The sequence below is a fragment of the Micromonospora sp. BL1 genome, from assembly GCF_003667485.1.
Lineage (GTDB): Bacteria > Actinomycetota > Actinomycetes > Mycobacteriales > Micromonosporaceae > Micromonospora > Micromonospora tulbaghiae.
In genome coordinates, this window is sequence record NZ_RCVK01000127.1 from 1 (window position 1) to 19,410 (window position 19,410).

General features: G+C 72.7%; 23 protein-coding genes and 1 pseudogene. 10 read left to right on the top strand and 14 right to left on the bottom strand.

The features are described from left to right. The coding region (locus EAD96_RS01925) for a phosphoribosyl-AMP cyclohydrolase (protein ID WP_233585362.1) at positions 1 to 106 on the top strand (106 nt) is incomplete at its 5' end. Here EAD96_RS01925 and EAD96_RS01930 read toward each other — a convergent pair. Both EAD96_RS01930 and EAD96_RS01935 read right to left on the bottom strand, forming a co-directional pair. Next, positions 81 to 656, bottom strand: a complete 576-nt coding sequence (locus EAD96_RS01930; RefSeq protein WP_121683052.1) for a DedA family protein — start codon at positions 654 to 656, stop codon at positions 81 to 83. The two genes, EAD96_RS01925 and EAD96_RS01930, sit on opposite strands and share 26 nt — an antisense overlap. A 23-nt stretch (positions 657 to 679) precedes the next feature. Then, entirely contained in the window at positions 680 to 1,036 is a 357-nt protein-coding gene (locus EAD96_RS01935; RefSeq protein WP_120568965.1) for a VOC family protein, read from the bottom strand. A 156-nt stretch (positions 1,037 to 1,192) separates the two neighbouring features. On the opposite strand from EAD96_RS01935, the gene EAD96_RS01940 reads away from it, so the two are divergent. Continuing rightward, the gene (locus EAD96_RS01940; protein ID WP_121683053.1) at positions 1,193 to 4,048 is read left to right on the top strand and encodes an aconitate hydratase; all 2,856 of its coding nucleotides are present in this window, start codon (positions 1,193 to 1,195) and stop codon (positions 4,046 to 4,048) included. A 65-nt stretch (positions 4,049 to 4,113) separates the two neighbouring features. On the opposite strand, the gene EAD96_RS01945 is transcribed toward EAD96_RS01940, so the two are convergent. Continuing rightward, on the bottom strand, positions 4,114 to 4,428 hold the full coding sequence (locus EAD96_RS01945) for a hypothetical protein (RefSeq protein ID WP_121683054.1): 315 nt from the start codon (positions 4,426 to 4,428) through the stop codon (positions 4,114 to 4,116). 15 nt (positions 4,429 to 4,443) lie between these two features. On the opposite strand from EAD96_RS01945, the pseudogene EAD96_RS01950 reads away from it, so the two are divergent. From EAD96_RS01950 to EAD96_RS01965, 4 genes and pseudogenes are all read left to right on the top strand, one after another. Then, a pseudogene (locus EAD96_RS01950) lies at positions 4,444 to 4,728 on the top strand (Scr1 family TA system antitoxin-like transcriptional regulator); the annotation flags it as partial. Further along, positions 4,719 to 4,904, top strand: coding sequence for a DUF397 domain-containing protein (locus EAD96_RS01955; protein WP_064445331.1), 186 nt, complete (start codon positions 4,719 to 4,721; stop codon positions 4,902 to 4,904). The pseudogene EAD96_RS01950 and the gene EAD96_RS01955, both read left to right, overlap by 10 nt. Positions 4,905 to 5,120: 216 nt before the next feature. Next, entirely contained in the window at positions 5,121 to 6,086 is a 966-nt protein-coding gene (locus EAD96_RS01960) for a serine protease (RefSeq protein WP_121683055.1), read from the top strand. Between the two features lie 83 nt (positions 6,087 to 6,169). Continuing rightward, entirely contained in the window at positions 6,170 to 6,376 is a 207-nt protein-coding gene (locus EAD96_RS01965; protein WP_121683056.1) for a hypothetical protein, read from the top strand. An 88-nt stretch (positions 6,377 to 6,464) separates the two neighbouring features. Here the strand turns inward: EAD96_RS01965 and EAD96_RS01970 are convergent, their stop codons facing one another. After that, the gene (locus EAD96_RS01970; RefSeq protein WP_120568960.1) at positions 6,465 to 6,695 is read right to left on the bottom strand and encodes a hypothetical protein; all 231 of its coding nucleotides are present in this window, start codon (positions 6,693 to 6,695) and stop codon (positions 6,465 to 6,467) included. 95 nt (positions 6,696 to 6,790) lie between these two features. On the opposite strand from EAD96_RS01970, the gene EAD96_RS01975 reads away from it, so the two are divergent. After that, positions 6,791 to 7,492, top strand: a complete 702-nt coding sequence (locus EAD96_RS01975; RefSeq protein WP_121683057.1) for a TetR/AcrR family transcriptional regulator — start codon at positions 6,791 to 6,793, stop codon at positions 7,490 to 7,492. Between the two features lie 13 nt (positions 7,493 to 7,505). Here EAD96_RS01975 and EAD96_RS01980 read toward each other — a convergent pair whose 3' ends face one another. Continuing rightward, positions 7,506 to 7,910, bottom strand: a complete 405-nt coding sequence (locus EAD96_RS01980; RefSeq protein WP_120568958.1) for an SRPBCC family protein — start codon at positions 7,908 to 7,910, stop codon at positions 7,506 to 7,508. A 77-nt stretch (positions 7,911 to 7,987) separates the two neighbouring features. Between EAD96_RS01980 and EAD96_RS01985 the strand changes: the two genes are divergently transcribed. Together EAD96_RS01985 and EAD96_RS01990 are read left to right on the top strand one after the other, a co-directional pair. Further along, entirely contained in the window at positions 7,988 to 8,464 is a 477-nt protein-coding gene (locus EAD96_RS01985; protein WP_121683058.1) for a YfbM family protein, read from the top strand. An 80-nt stretch (positions 8,465 to 8,544) separates the two neighbouring features. Then, on the top strand, positions 8,545 to 9,321 hold the full coding sequence (locus tag EAD96_RS01990; protein ID WP_121683059.1) for a hypothetical protein: 777 nt from the start codon (positions 8,545 to 8,547) through the stop codon (positions 9,319 to 9,321). A gap of 10 nt (positions 9,322 to 9,331) precedes the next feature. Here EAD96_RS01990 and EAD96_RS01995 read toward each other — a convergent pair whose 3' ends face one another. Then, positions 9,332 to 10,063 (bottom strand): SDR family oxidoreductase, encoded by a 732-nt coding sequence (locus EAD96_RS01995; RefSeq protein WP_121683060.1) that lies wholly within the window; start codon positions 10,061 to 10,063, stop codon positions 9,332 to 9,334. Positions 10,064 to 10,158: 95 nt separating this feature from the next. Here EAD96_RS01995 and EAD96_RS02000 point away from each other — a divergent pair, with 95 nt between their 5' ends. Continuing rightward, complete coding sequence (locus tag EAD96_RS02000) at positions 10,159 to 11,007, top strand: LysR family transcriptional regulator (RefSeq protein ID WP_121683061.1); 849 nt, start codon at positions 10,159 to 10,161, stop codon at positions 11,005 to 11,007. A gap of 8 nt (positions 11,008 to 11,015) precedes the next feature. On the opposite strand, the gene EAD96_RS02005 is transcribed toward EAD96_RS02000, so the two are convergent. The 8 genes from EAD96_RS02005 to EAD96_RS02040 all read right to left on the bottom strand — a co-directional run bounded on the left by EAD96_RS02005 (position 11,016) and on the right by EAD96_RS02040 (position 19,308). Next, the gene (locus EAD96_RS02005) at positions 11,016 to 11,495 is read right to left on the bottom strand and encodes a GNAT family N-acetyltransferase (protein ID WP_121683062.1); all 480 of its coding nucleotides are present in this window, start codon (positions 11,493 to 11,495) and stop codon (positions 11,016 to 11,018) included. A gap of 28 nt (positions 11,496 to 11,523) precedes the next feature. Further along, positions 11,524 to 12,132 (bottom strand): ATP/GTP-binding protein, encoded by a 609-nt coding sequence (locus tag EAD96_RS02010; RefSeq protein WP_013287415.1) that lies wholly within the window; start codon positions 12,130 to 12,132, stop codon positions 11,524 to 11,526. Next, positions 12,113 to 12,502, bottom strand: a complete 390-nt coding sequence (locus tag EAD96_RS02015) for a DUF742 domain-containing protein (RefSeq protein WP_013287416.1) — start codon at positions 12,500 to 12,502, stop codon at positions 12,113 to 12,115. Before EAD96_RS02015 ends, EAD96_RS02010 begins: the two co-directional genes overlap by 20 nt. Continuing rightward, complete coding sequence (locus EAD96_RS02020; protein ID WP_013287417.1) at positions 12,499 to 12,924, bottom strand: roadblock/LC7 domain-containing protein; 426 nt, start codon at positions 12,922 to 12,924, stop codon at positions 12,499 to 12,501. Before EAD96_RS02020 ends, EAD96_RS02015 begins: the two co-directional genes overlap by 4 nt. 66 nt (positions 12,925 to 12,990) lie before the next feature. Continuing rightward, positions 12,991 to 15,462, bottom strand: a complete 2,472-nt coding sequence (locus tag EAD96_RS02025; RefSeq protein ID WP_121683063.1) for a nitrate- and nitrite sensing domain-containing protein — start codon at positions 15,460 to 15,462, stop codon at positions 12,991 to 12,993. Between the two features lie 80 nt (positions 15,463 to 15,542). Next, positions 15,543 to 17,102 (bottom strand): prenyltransferase/squalene oxidase repeat-containing protein, encoded by a 1,560-nt coding sequence (locus EAD96_RS02030; protein WP_121683064.1) that lies wholly within the window; start codon positions 17,100 to 17,102, stop codon positions 15,543 to 15,545. Continuing rightward, on the bottom strand, positions 17,099 to 17,974 hold the full coding sequence (locus EAD96_RS02035) for a terpene synthase family protein (protein WP_121683065.1): 876 nt from the start codon (positions 17,972 to 17,974) through the stop codon (positions 17,099 to 17,101). Before EAD96_RS02035 ends, EAD96_RS02030 begins: the two co-directional genes overlap by 4 nt. After that, complete coding sequence (locus EAD96_RS02040; protein ID WP_199733040.1) at positions 17,971 to 19,308, bottom strand: cytochrome P450; 1,338 nt, start codon at positions 19,306 to 19,308, stop codon at positions 17,971 to 17,973. Before EAD96_RS02040 ends, EAD96_RS02035 begins: the two co-directional genes overlap by 4 nt. Between the last annotated feature and the right edge of the window lie 102 nt (positions 19,309 to 19,410).

The window sequence follows — 19,410 nt, forward strand, 5'->3', positions numbered from 1 at the left end:
CGCGCTGCTGGTCAGCGTCGAGCAGGTCGGCGCGGCCTGCCACACCGGGCAGCGCACCTGCTTCTTCACCGAACTGCCGGTCAGCTCCCCGGAGGCGACCCCGTGACCGACGGCACCACCAGCCCGGCCCAGGAGATGTCCTTGAGCCAGTGCTCGGCGGCCTGCCCGAGATAGAACAGCAGGTAGGTGGTGCCGAACGCCCACACCAGCCCGCCTGCGGCGTTGGCGACCAGGAACCGGCGGTACGGCACGCGCAGCGCCCCGGCGAGCGGCCCGGCGAGGATGCGCAGCAGCGCGACGAACCGCCCGAAGAACACCGCCCAGACGCCGTGCCGGGCGAAGCTCAGCTCGGCGCGGGCCAGGTGTGCCGGGCCGAGGTGTTTCGGGAAGCGCCGGCCGAGTCGTTCCAGCAGGGGGCGGCCACCTCGGCGGCCCACGGCATATCCGATGGAGTCGCCGATGATGGCGCCGGTGGCCGCGGCGGTCGCCACCCACTCGGGCCCGACGGCGCCGGTGGCGGCGAGCAGCGCGGCGCTGACCAGCACGATCTCGCCGGGCAGCGGGATGCCCATGCTCTCCACGCCGATCACGCCGCCCACGAGCAGGCAGATCAGGGCCGGCGGGAGCGCGGCGAGCCAGTGCTGTACGTCGACCACCCGCCGACCCTACCCGCGCCGGGTCAGCCCGCGGGGGCCAGGAACTCCAGCCGGTTGCCGTGCGGGTCGTACGTGTGGAACCGCCGCATGCCGGGAATCTCGTCGTCGCCCCAGGTCACGGCGTGTCCGGCGGCGTCGAGGCGGGCGGCCAGCTCGTCCAGGTCGGGGCGCAGCAGCGCGGGGTGCGCCTTGCGGGCGGGCCGGAAGTCGTCCTCGACGCCCAGGTGCAGCTCGGTGTCGTACCCGGTGAACCAGCAGCCGCCGCGGGCGGCGAGGGCCGGGGGTTTGGGCTTCTCGGTGAGGCCGAGCAGCCCGGTGTAGAAGGAGCGGGACGCGTCCTCGGAGCCGCGGGGGCAGGCGAGCAGGACGTGATGGATCATGGTGGCACCTCCTCGTCCCGCAGCGTGGCACGAGGTTGCACGAATAGCAAGACGGACGTACGGTTTTGTAGAGACCGACGCAGGTAAGTGTTGCCTAAGCACGGCAGCGCCCCGGTCGGTGCGACAAACTGCTCAGGACTACTCACGGTCGCTGGTGTGAAGGAGTACGACGTGGCGAGCCTCGACACCTTCGGTGCGAAGACCCAGCTACGCGTCGGAGACGCGAGCTACGAGATTTTCAGGATCGACAAGGTGGAGGGCCACGAGCGGCTGCCCTACAGCTTGAAGATCCTGCTGGAGAACCTGCTGCGGACCGAGGACGGCGCGAACATCACCGCCGACCACATCCAGCAGCTCGGCGCGTGGGACGCCACCGCCGACCCGAGCGTGGAGATCCAGTTCACCCCGGCCCGGGTGCTGATGCAGGACTTCACCGGCGTGCCCTGCGTGGTCGACCTGGCCACCATGCGCGAGGCGGTCCGTGACCTGGGCGGCGACGCCACCAAGGTCAACCCCCTCGCTCCGGCCGAGCTGGTCATCGACCACTCGGTCATCGCCGACCTGTTCGGCCGCGAGGACGCCTTCGAGCGCAACGTCGAGCTGGAGTACGAGCGCAACAAGGAGCGCTACCAGTTCCTGCGCTGGGGCCAGACGGCGTTCAACGAGTTCAAGGTCGTCCCGCCGGGCACCGGCATCGTGCACCAGGTCAACATCGAGTACCTGGCTCGCACGATCATGGAGCGCAACGGCCAGGCGTACCCGGACACGGTCGTCGGCACCGACTCGCACACCACCATGGTCAACGGCCTGGGCGTGCTGGGCTGGGGCGTCGGCGGCATCGAGGCCGAGGCCGCGATGCTCGGCCAGCCGGTCAGCATGCTGATCCCCCGCGTGGTCGGCTTCAAGCTCTCCGGTGAGATGCCGGCCGGCACCACCGCCACCGACCTGGTGCTGACCATCACCGAGATGCTGCGCAAGCACGGCGTGGTCGGCAAGTTCGTCGAGTTCTACGGCCCGGGCGTGAGCGCCGTGCCGCTGGCCAACCGCGCCACCATCGGCAACATGTCGCCGGAGTACGGCTCGACCGTGGCGATCTTCCCGATCGACGCCGAGACCGTCCGCTACCTGGAGCTGACCGGCCGCGACGCGTCCCAGGTGGCGCTGGTCGAGGCGTACGCCAAGGAGCAGGGCCTCTGGCACGACCCGGAGCGCGAGCCGGAGTACTCCGAGCGCCTGGAGCTGGACCTGGGCACCATCGAGCCGTCGCTGGCCGGTCCGAAGCGCCCGCAGGACCGGGTGCCGCTGGGCAGCGCCAAGACGCTGTTCCGCGCCGCGCTCAGCGACTACGTGGCCGCCGACGAGACCGGCGGCGACCCGGGCCGCAAGCCGGGCGTGCCGCAGCAGGAGAAGCCGTTCGGCGCCGACGGCCCGGCCGACGAGGCGTCGGCCGAGTCGTTCCCGGCCAGCGACTCCCCCGCCAACGGCGTCAACGACCCGGCGGACGCGCCGCGCGACCTGGAGACCGCCGCTGTGGGCGCGGGCGGCCGGGCGAGCAATCCGGTACGCGTGACCAGCGCCGACGGCGTCGAGTACGAGCTGGACCACGGCGCCGTGGTGATCGCCGCGATCACCTCCTGCACCAACACCTCGAACCCGCAGGTGATGATCGGCGCCGCGCTGCTGGCCCGCAACGCGGTGGAGAAGGGCCTGGCCCGCAAGCCGTGGGTGAAGACCACCCTGGCGCCGGGCTCGAAGGTCGTCATGGACTACTACGACCGCGCGGGCCTCACGCCGTACCTGGAGAAGCTCGGCTTCAACCTGGTCGGCTACGGCTGCACCACCTGCATCGGCAACTCCGGCCCGCTGCCGGAGGAGGTCTCCGCCGCCGTCAACGACGGTGACCTGGCGGTCGTGTCGGTGCTGTCCGGCAACCGCAACTTCGAGGGCCGGATCAACCCGGACGTCAAGATGAACTACCTGGCGTCCCCGCCGCTGGTGGTCGCGTATGCGCTCGCCGGCACCATGGACATCGACCTGGCCAACGAGCCGATCGGCGAGGACGCCCAGGGCAACCCGGTGTTCCTGCGGGAGATCTGGCCGAACAGCGCCGAGATCCAGGACGTCATCGCCTCCGCGATCGGCGCGACCGGCTTCAGCGCCGCGTACGCCGACGTGTTCGCCGGTGACGAGCGCTGGCAGTCGCTGCCGACCCCGACCGGTGACACGTTCTCCTGGGACGGCGAGTCGACCTACGTGCGCAAGCCCCCGTACTTCGAGGGCATGCAGCAGGAGCCGACCCCGGTGCAGGACATCGCGGACGCGCGGGTGCTGGCCAAGCTGGGCGACTCGGTGACCACCGACCACATCTCCCCGGCCGGTTCGATCAAGGCGGACTCCCCCGCCGGCAAGTACCTGGCCGAGCACGGCGTGGCCCGGCACGAGTTCAACTCGTACGGCTCCCGCCGGGGCAACCACGAGGTGATGATCCGGGGCACGTTCGCCAACATCCGGCTGCGCAACCAGCTCGTCCCGGGCGTCGAGGGCGGCTTCACTGTGAACCACCTGACCGGCGAGCAGACCTCGATCTACGACGCCTCGATGGCCTACCAGGAGGCGGGCGTCCCGCTGGTCATCCTGGCCGGCAAGGAGTACGGCTCCGGCTCGTCGCGTGACTGGGCCGCAAAGGGCACCATGCTGCTGGGCGTGAAGGCGGTCATCGCCGAGTCGTACGAGCGGATCCACCGCTCGAACCTGATCGGCATGGGCGTGCTGCCGCTGCAGTTCCCGGGCGGCGAGACCGCCGAGTCGCTGGGCCTGACCGGCACCGAGACGTTCTCGATCAGCGGCGTCACCGCGCTCAACGACGGCGACACCCCGCGTACGGTGAAGGTCACCACCGACACCGGCGTGGAGTTCGACGCCGTGGTCCGCATCGACACCCCGGGTGAGGCGGACTACTACCGGCACGGCGGCATCCTGCAGTACGTGCTGCGCCGCATGATCGCGAGCTGATTCGCGTACGGCTGACACAGGGCCGCTTCCCGCTCCGGCGGGGAGCGGCCCTCGCCGTACCGTGGTCATCGCAGCCGGAGCGCGACGGCGCGTGCCTCGGAGTCGGTGAGCGGCAGGAACCACAGGAAGCGCCGCACGATCGCGACCGGGTCCGGGCCGCCGGGCCGGCCGCGCAGGTCGCGGATGGCCTGCCGGGTGAGCCGGGAGAACTCGGGGATCATCGTGGCGCGGCGGGCCGCGTCGGTGGGTGCGGCCCGCAGGGTCGGGCACGGCCAGGGCTCGCCGCAGCGGTCGCAGCGCCAGGCCGGACCGCACGCGCGGTGGCCGGTCAGCGGCAGCACCACCCGGGGGTACGCCGATGTGGGTGTCGGTTCGGTCATGCCTCTACCGTGCCGAGGGTGACCCACCTGCTCGCCTGCGCCGAACTTCCGAACGTGCAGCTCCACGTGGTACCGGTGGACACGCCGACCTATCCCGGGCTGGACGGGCCGTTCGTCATCGCGGAACTGCGCGACGGCAACCGGGTGGCGCATATGGACAGTCAGGCCCGCGCGCAGATCATCGAGCAGCCCTCGGAGATTGCTACCCTGGAGCGTCGGTGGGAACGCATCCGGGGCGAGGCGCTGCCTCGCGCGCGGACCCTGGAACTGCTGAGGGAAGTGGCGGCGGCATGGACCTGAGCGGCGCCCGGTGGCGCAAGAGCACCCGCAGCGGCGGCAACGGCGGCGACTGCGTCGAGGTCGCCGGCAACCTGCCCGGTGTGGTCGGCGTCCGCGACTCGAAGGACCCGGCCGGGCCGGTGCTCACCTTCACCCCGGCCGCGTGGACCCGATTCCTGACGTCGACCCGCCGCTGAGCGGGCCGAATGGGCCACCCTTTCGCCCATCCCACGCATTGAGAAATTGCTGTTCGATGAATTCCATCGCCCCCGATCGCACATCCGACACTGCAAACAATCGACGTCCATGATTCGTTGACACGCTCCGAATGCCGTCGATACGTTGCCGACATCGCGATGAACAACGGGGGCGCTCCAGTTTCGATCCGGGAATCGAACACTGGGAAGGATTTCATGAAGACGACGATCAAACTTCTGGCCCTGCCGGCCCTGATCCTGCCGGCGATCCTCGCCGGCACTCCGGCGCTGGCCGGCACCGGCACCACCGCGGGCACGGCCGCTCCGGCCGCTGTCACGTCGATCGAGCGCAAGGCGGGGTCGTCCGCGCAGGCCAGGGCATACTGGACGGCCGAGCGCATGGCGGCGGCCACTCCGGCCGACGAGGTGGAGAAGTCCGCCGGCCCGGTCACCCAGAGCCCTGTGGCGGAGCGGGTGCGGCGCTTCGCGCAGGCGGTGGCGCCGAAGGACGGCAGCGGGTTCGGCGCCCAGCTGAACGAGTCGATCACGGTGGGGAAGATCTTCTACACCAGCTCGACCGACGGTCTGGGCCACTACTGCTCCGCGAGCGTGGTGAACAGCCCGGCGCGCAACATGGTCTTCACGGCCGCGCACTGCGTGCACGACGGGCCGGGCCGGGACTGGCACACCGCGAACTGGATGTTCGTGCCGTCGTACCGCAACGGCGCGCAGCCGTACGGCACCTGGGACTGGTCCACGCTCGCGGTGCCGAGCGGCTGGATCAGCACCCGCGAGCGGCAGTACGACGTTGCGGTCGCGCTCGTCTACGGCAGCCGGTCGATCGTGGACGCGGTCGGCGCGAACGGGCTGCTCACCGGCGGTGGCCGGGCGTACCACTACGACATCTTCGGCTACCCGAGCAACAAGGACAGCGGTGAGGTCCAGTGGGTCTGCTCGGGCACGTCGCGGGACGCGGGCAGCAACCGGATCGAGATGAACTGCGGCTTCGGGGGCGGTTCGAGCGGCGGTCCGTGGTACTACAGCTACGACAACACCACCAGGCGCGGTGACGTGCACGGGGTGATGAGTTACTCGAGCGGCTCGAACACGAACGGCTCGCCGTACTTCTCCGCCGCGGTGGTGGGGACGCTCTACAACACGTACGCGAACGACACCTGGTGAACGACGGTCCGCCTGGTGTGCCGCCCGGCGCACCAGGCGGACCGGTGCCGGTCGGACCGGCACCCGGCCCCGGAGGAGTCGACATGTCACATCGTGTGCTGCTCGGCGCGGCCGCCGTCGCGGCGCTCGCCGTGGCCGCGGCCGTCGTGGTCGTCGCGGCTCGCGACGGGGGCGCGCGGCGACCGGCGCCGCCCGGCCCGGTGGTCGCGACGCACAATCCGAGCACCGGCGCCACCGATCCGTCCGAATACTGGACGAGGGAACGAATGCGGGACGCGATCGGCGACTGATTCACCGAATTGCGTCCGCCGGATCTGCGACCGCCGGAATCGAATGCGCAATTCCCATTCCCAGCGGGTCATGAGTGCCGGCGAGTCCTCACGGAACAGTGTCGGAGTAGACCTCGACGTCGTAGAGCAGTTGCACGTTGCGGCGGCCGTTGGTGACGCCGACGAAGACCGGGTCACCGGCCGGGGTGCGACCCTGGCGCCACACCTGTTCCCGGGCCGCTTCCCGCGACTCGTGATGGACGCCGCCCTCGCGATGCGTCTGGAGGACGCGGCGGGCGGTGGTGGGGTCGCTGTCGAGGTGGATCCGCAGCAGGGGCACGGCGCGCCCTCCTGCCTACTGTCGACGCCGGACTTTCGCCTGTTCGATCAGCTTACCGTTGTTAAGCTGCCTGTCCAGTGAACTAGAGTGGCTCCATGACAGCGACAGAGCCCGGTGCGCCGACGACACCGGTGTGGCTGCGGGCAGTGCCGCCGCGGGCGCGGCGCAAGCCGCCGCTGACCCTCGAACGCATCGTGGAACTCGCGGTGACGGTGCTGGACGAGCAGGGCGTCGAGGGCCTGACGATGCGCTGCCTCGCCCAGCGGCTCGACGTGACCGCCACCGCGCTCTACTGGCACGTGAAGACGAAGGACGACGTCCTGGACCTGGCCGTCGACCACATCTTCGGCGACGTGCCGGTGCCGGACGACGGCGACGACTGGATGGACGACGTCCGTGTCCTCGTCCGGGCGTGGCGCGGCGCGATGCTGCGCCATCCCTGGGCACCCCGGCTGGTCGGACGCCCGATGCTCGGGCCCAACGTCCTGGCCCGTACCGAGTTCCTCCAGTCGGCGCTCGTGCGCGGCGGCTGCGGCGGTCTTCACCTCGCGGTCGCCACGAGAATGCTGGCCAACTACGTCATCGGCGCCTCGCTCACGGAGGCCACGTGGCGCCAGACCGCGGACCCGGGCGCGAGAGCCGCAGCCCGCGACCACATCGCCGCGAGCGCCGGCACCTATCCGACCCTCAGCGCCTCCGGCCATCTCGACGACACCCGATGGGAAGACGACCTGCTGTTCGAGAAGGGCCTCGACGCTGTCATCCACGCGGCGGCACGGGCAGGAACGCCGGACTGACCACGCTCGCCTCTCAGCCGGCGGCGCTCTCCAGCACGGCCTTGAGCCGGGCCAGGTCCGCCTGAACGAGCGCGGTGTCCCGGTCGAAGTCCGCGTCGCTCATGCCGGGCATCCGCCGCAGGCTGAACACCACCTCGGTGGCGTCCCCGTCGGCGATGGCGCGCAGCGGCACGTAGACCGTCTCGCCCGACGGCGTCAGCACCTCGTGGTCGAGCACGCCGTACTCGTTGGCCGGGGCGAAGGTCAGCCGCGCCCGCCCTTCGGGTGTGTCCACGTACCAGTGGCCGTCGACGAGCACGACCGAGCCGCCGAGGCCCGGGGCCCAACGGGGCAGGTTCGCCGGGTCGGCGGCGAAGGCGTAGACCTCCGCGACCGGACGGTCGATGTGGACGCTGAGGTGCCGGGACTCCGAGGCCATGCGCCGATGATGGCACGCTGTCGGACGCCCGCGTTACGCTGCCGCCGATTCCGACCGACACCTCGGGAGACGACCACATGGGCATGGTGTTCACCGCACGCCGGCTGTCCGGCGAGGACCTGGCGACGGTGCTGGCCGACACGGGCACGGTCGGCACGCTGTTCGACGGCGGTCCGCACGAACTCGACCTCGACAAGGCGTGGCACGGGCTGCACTACCTGCTGAACGGCACCACGTACGAGGTCCGGGGCGACGCCGGCCCGGCGATCATCGGGGGCGACCCGATCGGGCCGGACCTCGGCATGGGCCCGGCCCGGCTGCTCATGCCCGACGCCGTGCGCGCCGTGGCCGCCGGGCTCGACGCGGTGGACGACGCGACGCTGCGGGCCCGCTTCGATCCGGCGGCCATGTCGGAGGCCGAGATCTATCCGCACATCTGGGACGACGGCGAAGACGAGTTCGACAACTACCTGCTGCCGCACTTCACCGCGCTGCGCGACTTCTACCGCGACGCGGCGGCGAGCGGAGACGCCGTGCTGCTCGCCGTCACCTGACCCGCCGGAAACGAGCCGCTGGAGACGAGCCGCCGGCAACGGGTGCGCGCCGACGGCCCGGGCGCCGGTAGCGTGCCGGCGTGGGACTCGACGCGTTCGTGTACTGCCGGTGCTGGCAGGACGGCCTCGTCACCCCGTGCCCGGTCGGGCCGGTCGGCTACGACGAGGACGGCTGTCTCGCGTTGTTGCGGCCGTGGGAGGGCAACAAGGCCGCGCACCGCACGTTCGACGCCTGGCAGGCGGAGGCGTGCCCGCACAAGGCAATGGAGCAGGCGAACGAGCACGTGTCCAACTGGGCCGGTGTGCGGCTGTTCCAGCAGGCGCTACACGCCGCCGGCGAGCACCGTTTCCCGACGCTCGCCGCCGCGCTGCCGGACGCCAACGGCGGCTCACTCACTGCCGGCCAGGCAACGGTCGCGCTCGCCGAGCTGGACGCGTTCGCGCGCACCGACCGGATCACCGACGAGGTGGAGCTGATCGACGAGGCGACCGGCGCGGTCGTGATGCAGTACGTCGAGGCATACCGCGGGTTGTTCATGTTCGGCCCGGGCTTTCAGGCCGGGGTCGATCCGGACGGCTTCTTCGTCCTCGACCGCGCCGACCCGCCGGTCACGCTGTTCCGGGCCGTCCGGTTCGGCCAGCGGCCGCTGCCCGGCGACCGGGTGGAGTTCACCGCCGGCGGGACGCGGACGGTGGTGGCGATGCGGCCGGTGGGCGAGCACGGCGAGCCGCCGCCCGAACGGCTCGCGGTACGGACCCGGAGCCGGTCGGGCGGCGACTTCGCCTACATCGTGGAGCCGCTGCGCCGGCTGTGCGCGGCGTCGGTGGCGACCGGCAACCCGGTCATGTGGTACTGACGAGCGCCGCTCACCACGGGATCGTGCCCGCGTCCTCGAAGTAGCCGCCGGTCGGCCCGTCGTCCGGCAGCGTCGCCAGCCGGATTCCGATCGCCGCGCCCTGCTGTGGGGTCCGCACGCCCCGGAAGCTGTTGAGGTCGGTCGCGGTGAAACCCGGGCAGGCGGCGTTGATCAGGATGCCCGTGCCGGCGAGCGCCCGCGCGTACTGGATGGTCACCGCGTTGAGCATGCTCTTCGACGGCGAGTACGCCACCGACAGCGGGCCGGTCTGATGTTCGCCCTCCGAGGCGCTCTGCCGGGTCAGCGAGCCGACGCCACTGGACATGTTGACGATCCGCGGCGAGGCCGAGCGGCGCAGCAACGGCAGCATCGCCTCGGTCACCCGGACCACCCCGATCACGTTCACCTCGACCGCGGTCCGGATGGTCGCGAGGTCGACGTCACCCGGGTGCTGCGGCATGCCACCCGTCACGCCCGCGTTGTTGACCAGCACGTCCAGCCCGCCGGCCTCCGTCTCCAGCAGCCGGGCGGCGGCGGCCACGCTCGCGTCGTCGGTCACGTCCAGCGGTACGCCGAACGCGTCCACGCCGCCCGCGCGCAGCTTCGCGACCGCCTCGGCGAGCCGCTGCTCGTCCCGGGCGCCGACGCCCACCCGCCAGCCCAGCGCGCCCAGGCCCGCCGCGATCTCGTACCCGATGCCCTTGTTCGCGCCCGTCACCAGCGCGATCGTCCGTTCGCTCATGCTCTCGATCCTGTCCGCGCGGCGGGCGGGCCTCCAACACCACCTCGGTTGCGGCCGATACCCGGCGGGTATCGATCCGGCGGTACGGTGGCGGGATGGAGACGCGGGAGCTTCGCTACTTCGTCGCGGTCGCCGAGGAACTGCACTTCGGCCGCGCCGCGCGCCGCCTGGGCATCGCCCAGCCGCCGCTGTCGCGCGCGATCCGGCAACTCGAACGACGCCTCGGCGTGACGCTGCTGGAACGGGACAGCCGCAGCGTCGCGCTCACCGCCGCCGGTGCGGTGCTGCTCCGGGAGGGCCGGGCCGCCCTGGACGCCGTGGCCGCCGCCGACCGCCGTACCCGCCGCGCCGGTCAGGCCGTGAACGGCGGCCCCGGGCTGGTGCTGGCGACCAAGGCGGGCGCGTCGAGCGAGCTGCTGCCGAAACTGCTCGACGCGTACGCGGCCGAGCCGGACGCGGTCCCCGTCGAGGTGCTGCTGTGCGGCATCGGCGAACAGGAACGGCTGCTGCGCGACGGGCGGGCCGACGTGGCGCTGCTGCACCTGCCGTTCGACTCGACCACCGGGCTGGACACCGAGGAACTCGTCACCGAGCAGCAGGTGGCGGTCCTGCCGGCCGCCCATCCGCTGGCCCGGCGGCCGCACCTCCTCATGGCCGAGGTGGAGACGCTGCCCGGCCTGCCGATGCCGCGCTGGCCCCGGGCCGACGGGTCGTATCCGGACGGTCCGGGCCCCGAGGTCCGGGAGCACGCCCAGTTGTTCCAGCTCATCGCGCTCGGCCGTACCGTTGTGGTGCTGCCGGAGTCAGTCCGGACGCTGCTGCTCGCCGACCTGACCGCCGTGCCGGTGCCGGACGCTCCGGCGGTGACCACTGTGATCGCGTGGCCGCCGCACAGCCGGTCCCGGTCCCTCGCCGCCCTGATCCGGACCGCCACCCGCCTGTAGGGACCGCCCTACGACAGGTCCTTGCGCATCTGCTGGGTGACCACCCGGTAGCCGGACGTCTCGTACAGCTTGCGTGCCGTCTCGTTGGCGCCGAAGACGTTCAGCTCCAGCGCCTGCGCGCCCCGCTCCCGGGCCGCCCGCTCCCCGGCCGCGAGCAGCGCCCGCCCGAGGCCCCGGCCCCGGTGCCCGGCGGCGACCTCGATGTCGTAGAGGAACGCGCAGCCGGCGAGCCCGCGCGGGTGGGTGAGGCCGATCCACAGGCGTCCCACCGGCGAGCCGTCGGCCAGCACGCCGAGCAGGAACAGCATGCCGGGCGTCGCCATGCCCTGCGGCAGGAAGGCCGCGCTTTCCTGCCGGGCCCGGTCGAGCGCCTCCTCCGGAGTCCAGTTGCCGGCGGCCACGTGCTCCCGCGCGTAGCCGGCGGCGAGTTCGTCCTGCCAGCTGTCGAACTCGCCCGGGGTCATCGCCCGGACGCTCACCTCGGTCATCGCCACTCCCCCGTCGATGTGTGACCGTTCAGTCCTCGGCGGCGCGGCGGCGCGCCTCCCGCAGCTTCATGGCGTGCTCCAGCAGCGTGATCAGCACCTCCTTGGCCGACTCCCGCTTGCGCGCGTCGCACAGCACCACCGGTACGCCCGGGTCCAGGTCGAGCGCGGCCTGCACCTCGTCGAGACGGAACGTCTTGGCGCCCTCGAAGCAGTTCACCGCCACCACGAAGGGCGTGCCGCGCCCCTCGAAGTAGTCGATCGACGGGAAGCAGTCGGCCAGCCGGCGGGTGTCGGCGAGCACCACCGCACCGAGCGCGCCGAGTGCCAGCTCGTCCCAGACGAACCAGAACCGGTCCTGCCCGGGCGTGCCGAACAGGTAGAGCACCAGGTCGTCGCTGATGGTGATGCGGCCGAAGTCCATCGCCACGGTGGTGGTCGACTTCTCCTCGATGCCGGACAGGTCGTCGATGCCGATCCCGGTCTCGGTCAGCACCTCCTCGGTCCGCAGGGGCCGGGTCTCGCTGACCGCGCCGACCATCGTGGTCTTGCCGACGCCGAACCCACCCGCGATCAGGATCTTGATCGCGGTGGGCAGCGGCGCGGCGCCCGCCGGCCGCTCAGAGCGCCCGTAGTCCATTGATTACCGCCTCGAAAACGTGCTCGTCGGGAAGGCCGGCGGTGGTCGCGCGCGGCTCGCGTACCTGTACCAGGCTGCGGGCGGCCAGGTCTCCGAGGAGGACCCGGACCGTGCCCACCGGCAGGTCGAGATGGGCGGCGATCTCGGCCACGGAGAGGATCCGCTGGCAGAGGCCGACGATCGCCACGTGCTCCGGGCCCAGCCCGGACTCCGACCCGACATCCGTGCGGGTCGAGGTGACCAGCGAGATCAGGTCGAACGTGCCGGTCACCGGGCGGGCCCGGCCTCCGGTCACCGCGTACGGGCGCACCACCGGGCCGGCGTGGTCGTCCACCCACTCCTGCTCCGCGGAGTCCCCCCGGCCGGTCATCGTGCCGCGTTCTCGCCGAGGGGCTGTTCCCGGGTCGGTGACGCGACGAACCGGCCGACCCGGGTGACGAGCATGGCCATCTCGTACGCGATCAGGCCGACGTCCGCGTCCTCCGAGGCCAGCACCGCCAGGCAGGCGTTGCGCCCGGCCGCGGTGACGAACAGGAAGGAGGACTGCATCTCGATGATGGTCTGCTGTACGTGCCCGCCACCGAACCGCTTGCCCGCGCCGCGGGCCAGGCTCTGGATGCCGGCCGCCATGGCCGCCAGGTGCTCGCCGTCGTCCCGGCTCAATCCGCGGGACGAGGCCATCAACAGTCCGTCGGTGGAGAGCGCCACGGCGTGCTCCGCCTGCTTGACCCGGCCGACCAGGTCATCCAGCAGCCACGTCAGATCCGCGCTCGAAGCCGTCTTCTGCGCCACTCGTCGTCCTCATCTTCCCGGCTTGTGTGCCGTCAACTTCCGGTTTCCGTCGCGTCGACGTCCCGGTCAGGTAACCTGCTCGTCCGCGTCGGCCGGCCCGCCGCCGGCCCCCTGGGCTCCACCGAGCAAGCGCGCGGCATCGGTACGGCCGCGTCGCGTACCGCTCTGGTAGGAGCTCATCATCCGGCGCACCTGCTCCGGTGCACGCGCCGTGTCGTCGTCGGCGGCGGCGTCGTCCTCCGCCTCGGTCTGGTCGTGCCGCAGCTCCGGCGCGAGGCTGGCCTGGCGTACCCGGACCGGCAGTCCCGCGTCGGTGACCGGCGCGGTCTCCGGCTCCGTCGCCGGCGACGCGTCAGGCTCGTCGGTCGTGGCGGCGGGCCGCCGCTCCACCACCGCCAGCTCCGTGGTGGGCCCCGCCACCCCGGGCTGCCGCTTACGGGTACGCGCGGGCAGTCCGGAGGGGGTCAGCCGGGGTGCCTGCGTCACCGGCTCCGGCACCTGCGGGGCGGGATCGGCCGGCTGGTCCGGTTCGGTGTCGCCGTCCGGGCCGGACGGGGTCGCCGGCCCGTCGCCGTCGCGCGTGCTCCGCGCCGGATCCGGTGCGGGCGCCGCCGGCAGGGCCGTCCCGGGGGCGGGCAGGGCGTCGGCCGCGTCGGCGCCGTCGGCGGTGATCAGTTCACGCGGGATCAGCACCACCGCCGTCGTCCCGCCGTACGCGGACTCCTTGAGCTGCACCTTGACGCCGTGCCGCTCGGTGAGCCGGCTGACCACGAACAGGCCGAGCCGGGCGGCGTCGGCCAGGTTCAGCTCGGACCGGTCGACGATGCGCGCGTTGGCGGCGGCCAGCTCGTCGGCGCTCATGCCGAGGCCGCGGTCCTCGATCTCGACGGCGAAGCCGTTGGCCACGAGCTGGCCGCGGACCTCCACGGTGGTCTGCGGCGGCGAGAAGGAGAGTCCGTTCTCGATCAGCTCGGCCAGCAGGTGGATGACGTCACCGACGGCGCGGCCGGTGAGCGCCACCTCGCCCAGCGGGCGCACGGTGACCCGCGTGTAGTCCTCGACCTCGGCGACGGCGCCGCGGACCACGTCGACCATGGGGACGTTGCGCCGCCAGGCCCGGCCCGGAGTCGAGCCGGAGAGCACGATCAGGTTCTCCGCGTTGCGCCGCATCCGGGTCGCCAGGTGGTCGACCCGGAACAGGTCCTCCAGCTCCTCGGCGTCGTGTTCCCGCCGTTCCATCGCGTCCAGCAGCGTGAGCTGCCGGTGCACGAGCGCCTGGGTGCGCCGGGCCAGGCTGAGGAACACGTCGCGTACGCTGCGGCGCAGCTCGGCCTGCTCGACGGCGGTGCGGACGGCGGTCTCCTGGACGACGTTGAACGCCTTGCCCACCTGGCCGATCTCGTCGTCGCCGAACTGCAACGGCGGCGCCTCGCGGGCGACGTCCACCTCCTCGCCGCGGCCCAGTCGTTCCACCACGCTCGGCAGGCGTTCGTGCGCCAGCTTGAAGGCGGCCTCGCGCAGCCGTTCGAGCTGGCGGACGAGCGCCCGTGCCGTGGTGATCGAGACGACCACGGACGCGATGACGGCGATCAGGCCGAGACCGGCGGCGAGCACCAGCCGCACGATGACGCCGATCGCGACCGGCATGGCCCGGGACACGATGTCCTCACCGCCGGCGAGGATCACCTCCCGCAGGTCGGCCATCGCCTTCTCGGCGGCGGCCTGCCACGCCGCGGCGCTCACCGGCGGGCGCACCTCGGCGCCCTTGGCCGCGAGCACCTGGTCCTGGAGCGTGCGGAGCTGCTGGAACGCGTCGCCCTCGACCATCCGTTCGAAGCGGGCGCGGTCGCTCGGGGCGAGTTCCCGGGAGGTGCGGTCGGCGAGGAACCACTGCGCGCCGACCAGGCGGGCGAACGCGGTCTGCTCGCCGACGGTGATCCGGTTGGCCGCGATCGCGCCGGTGATCAGCGCGTCCTGTTGGGACAGCAGCTCCCGGGACCGGTTGAGGTCGATGAGCGCGGCGGTGTCCTCGGCGATCTCGTCGTCGTCGAGGCCGCCGAGGGCGTCGAACACCGCGAAGATCCCGTCGACCGCCTCGTCGTACGCGATGAGCGTGGTGGTCCGGTCGATGGTCTTGCGGCTGACGTCGGCGCGTACCTGGCCGAGCTGGTCCAGCTCGGTCTTCAGCTCGTCGAGCCGGCTCATCAGTTCTTCGCTGGCCGGGATCTCGGTGCGCCAGTCCCGCACCGAGCGCCACAGCGCGCCGGCGGTCTCGTCGGTACGGGCGCGCTGGGCCTCCAGCTCCTGCAACCGGCCCGGGTCGGACTCGCCGAGGTAGCGCAGCGACAGCCGGCGCTCGGCCTGCAGCTCCTGCAGCAGCGGGTCGCTCGGCTCGAAGACGCGCGCGTTGAGCGTCTGCACGCCGAGCAGGTTGAATCCGTCCCGTACGGTCACCCACGCGGCGAACGCCCAGAGCGCGGTCAGCGACGCCAGCAGCGCGATGATCTTCGTACGGAGATTCGTACTGCGGGAACCCATCACACCGTCCTGGCCCGGTCTTCGGTCGGTTCGGAATCCGATCGACTCCGGCGCACGCTAGCAGCCGTCGTGAACCTCATTCAAGCGATCCTGATCATGGTAGGTGCGGCCCTGGTCCGGGTCGCCCCGGCGCCGCCGGAGGCCGCCAGCACCGCGGCGCGCACGATCCGCGTCGGGCGGTAGAGGTCCTTGTCGTGCCATAGTGCCGGTTCGCCGTCGCATCCGTCCAGCTCGGACAGTCGACGCCGGCCCCGCGCCAGCGCCGACGTGATCCGGGGGTCGCCGGACCGGCCCGCGTCGGCCAGCGCGAGCACCGCGTACGCGGTCTCCTCGGCGGTGCCGTCCCACCGTCCCCAGGAACCGTCCGGACGCTGCGTGTCCAGCAGCCAGGCCACCCCTCGCTCGACCGCGGCGCGCGCCGCGCCGTCCGGCGCGTGGTCGGCCAGCGCCAGCAGCACCGCATACGTGGCGTAGTACGGCGAGGCGTGCCAGCGGTCCTCCCACCGGCCGTCCGGCTCCTGCCGCCTCAGCAGCCACTCGGTGACCCGGCGCCGGGCGCCGGTGACGCCGGGCGCGCTCGGCTGCTCGCCGAGCGCGTCGAGCACGTGCGCGTTCGTGGTCAGCGACGCCCCGTCCTCCCCCGGCCAGGTGCAGAAGTGCGCCCCGGTGTCGAACCCGGCCAGCGGCGCGACGCCCGGCGCCCGGCCCAGCCGGGCCAGCGCGTAGAGCGTGACCGCCGTGGTGTCGGCGTCGGCGGGCAGGCCGGGCGCGGTGGCCGCGCCGGACGGTCCGACCGCGGCGTGCAGCTCGGTCAGCACCGGCTCGGGCGCGCCGACCGGCACGCCGGCCCGGACCAGGATGCCGAGCACCCAGGCCCGCTCGAACACGGTGATCGGGCTGGCGCAGGGCACCGGGCCGGGCCGGGCGACAGCGTTCAGGTAGTCCAGGGCGGGCCCGGGCTCCGGCCCGCCCAGCCAGGCGGCGGTGGCGGCGGGTGAGGCGCCGACCGCGCCGCTGGCCGAGGGACGCACCCCGGACGCGCGGTACGCCAGCTCGCCCGCCACCTCCAGCGCGTGCGCCAGCTTCTCCGGCACCGGCCCCCCGGTGGCGAGCAGTCCGCGTACCCGGGTCAGCCGGGCCGGGTCGAGACCGGCCGGCAGCGGCAGGCGGGGCCGGCCGGCCCACTCGGCCAGCCCGGGTGGCGGACCGGACGGCCCGTCGAGGTGCCGGTCCACAGCCGTCAGCAGCGCCGGCACGATCAGGTCGGTGGCCGGCAGGTCCGGCGGGGCGCCGGCGCGCAGCGCGCCGGTCAGGTACGCCAGCCCCCGGTGCGCGGCGGCTGCGGGCGCGGCGGCCGGCCCGTCGCGGTGCAGCACGGCCAGCAGCGCCTCGACCGCGCTCAGCGTCGGCACCAGCGCGTACCCGCCGGGGCCACCCCAGCCGCCGTCCGGACGCTGCCGGGCCAGCAGCCAGGCCATGCGCCGGTCGTGGCCGTCGAGCCACGGCGCGAGCGCGACCAGGCGCCCGGTCTCGTAGACCGACGGCGACGTCTGCCCCTCCGGTTCGCCGCCGAGCGCGGTGATCAGGTCGTGCGCGGTCCCGGACCGGGTGGCGGGCACCGGTCCGGCGGTGAGGGTCACCGCACGCCCCAGAAGTCGGTGTTCCGGTAGAAGCCGGTGGTGAAGCCGAGCTGCCGGGACAGGAAGTCGGCCTCCCGGGGCACCTCGCCGGCCAGCTTCGCCAGCAGGACGCGGCAGTGGTCGACCTGCTCGGCGAAGCGCCGCTCGACCTCGGCCGGGTCGTCCACCAGCAGCAGCGCGTTGAGGTCGCCGGACTCGGCGTCGCGGCGGTGGGTGCCGAGGTCGTTGACCAGGCGCAGGGCCCGCTGGACCTCGTCGCCGACCTCGATCAGCCGTGCCAGCGTGGCGGCGTCGGACACCGATCCGGTGTGGATCCAGTGCGCCACGTTCACCACCGTGGCGGCGAGGTTGTCGGCATTGGCGAGGTAGTCGGCGAGCGTGGGGCGGCCGGTACGCCGCCAGTCCCACTCGCGGGCCATCGCGTCGAGCGTGCGTGCCATCGTGTCGCGCCAGTGGCCGCGCAGCGCCGGATAGGCGGGCGCGGCGGCGACGTCGTCGCGCAGCTCGGCGAGGAACCGGCCCAGCGGGTCGCCGGACTCGCCGCCATCGAGCACGTCCAGGCAGACGCCGGTGATCCGGTCGACCTCGGCCCGGCTGGTGGCCTGGTGGTCGACCAGCCAGTCCACAGCGAAGCCCCAGAGCACCGCGCGGTTGGTCACGGCGAGTTCGGCGGCGCTGTGCCAGGGCGCGCTGAACGCCATCGCCTGCGCGATGCTGCTGAACAGCGTCGCGTCGAACGGGTCGCCGGGGAACAGCTCGGGGTGCGCGGCGGCGGCCCTGCGCAGGCCGCGCTGGCCCTGCGCGGCCAGCGCGCAGACCCGGCCCTGCTCCGCGGCGACGGCGAGCGGATCGGGTGCCGGCCCGTCGGTCATGCCCGCTCCGTCCGCCCGGCGGCGACGAGCGTCAGCTCGACCCGCTCGCGCGGCCGCAGCGCCGCGGCCAGCCGCAGTCCGGGTACGCCGGGGCGGTGCAGCCGGAACCGGTAGCGGCTGAGCATGGTGGCGAGGATGAGCTGGGCCTCCAGGTAGAACAGGTACATGCCGAGGCACTGGTGCGGCCCGCCGCCGAACGGGAAGTGGGCGTACCGGTGCCGGGCGCGGACGCGCTCGGGGCGGAACCGTTCCGGGTCGAACTCGTCCGGGCGGTCCCAGAACTGCCGCATCCGCTGGGTGATCAGCGGGCTGACCGCCATCGTGGCGCCGGGCTCGATCGGCACGCCGTCGATGACGTCCCCGGCGACCGCGCGGCGCGGGATGATCCACCCGATCGGGTAGAGCCGCAGCAGCTCGTCCAGCACCATCCGGGTGTACGTGAGCCGGCTCAGGTGCTCGCGGCGTACCGGCTCGCCGCCGACCACCTCGTCGATCTCGGCGTAGAGCCGCTCGGCCACCTCGGGGTGCTGGTCCAGGTGCGGCCAGGCCCAGGTCAGCACGTTGATGGTGGTTTCCGTGGTGGCGGCGAACATCGCCACCGTGTCGTTGCGGACCTGCCGCTCGTCGAGTTGCCGCCCGTCCTCGGTGCGGGCCTGCCAGAGCGTCGAGATGACGTCGTCGCCCTGGTCGGCGGACTCCCGCGTCTGGCGGACGATCGGCACCAGCACGTCGTCGACGATGCGTACGGCGCGGGCGAACGTGCGGTCGCCGGGCATCGGCAGGGACAGCGGAGCGAACGGCACGATGATCCGGGGGATGACGGCGGTGGCGATCCGGTCCTGCGCCTCGATCACGCGCATCGCGTCCGGCACCGAGATCCGGTCGGCGAACAGCACCTTCATGATCGCCCGGCTGACGATGCGCGCCTGCTCCACGCCGATGTCGACCGGCTGCCCGGCGCGGGCCGGCTCGTCCAGTTCCCCGACCGCGTCGCGGATCGCGTCGGCCATGCCGTCGACCAGCGCCTCGACCCGCTTGGCGGTGAACATCGGCTGGAGCATCCGCCGGCTGGCCGACCAGATCTGCCCCTCGCCGAGGATCCCCTCGCCGAACAGCCGCTTGACCGGGCGCCAGAACAGCCCGTCACCGGCCCGCTCGTAGTTGTCCGCGCGGTCGCGCAGGACGTGCTGCACGTGCCTGGGGTGGGTGACCAGGTACGGCCGGAACGAGCCGAGGTTGAGCCGGACCAGTTCGCCTTCGGTACGGTTACCGATGTCGATGAGAGCCCGGGCGGGGTCGCGGAGCACCGCCGGCAGGATCTGCCGCAGCGGCACGATTCGGGGTCGGCCGGTGGGCCTCGGTGTGTCCGTTGGTTCGGGCACCTGAACGCTCCCTCGGTTGACTCAGGGTCGCGACTCCGTATCGACCCGTGACGT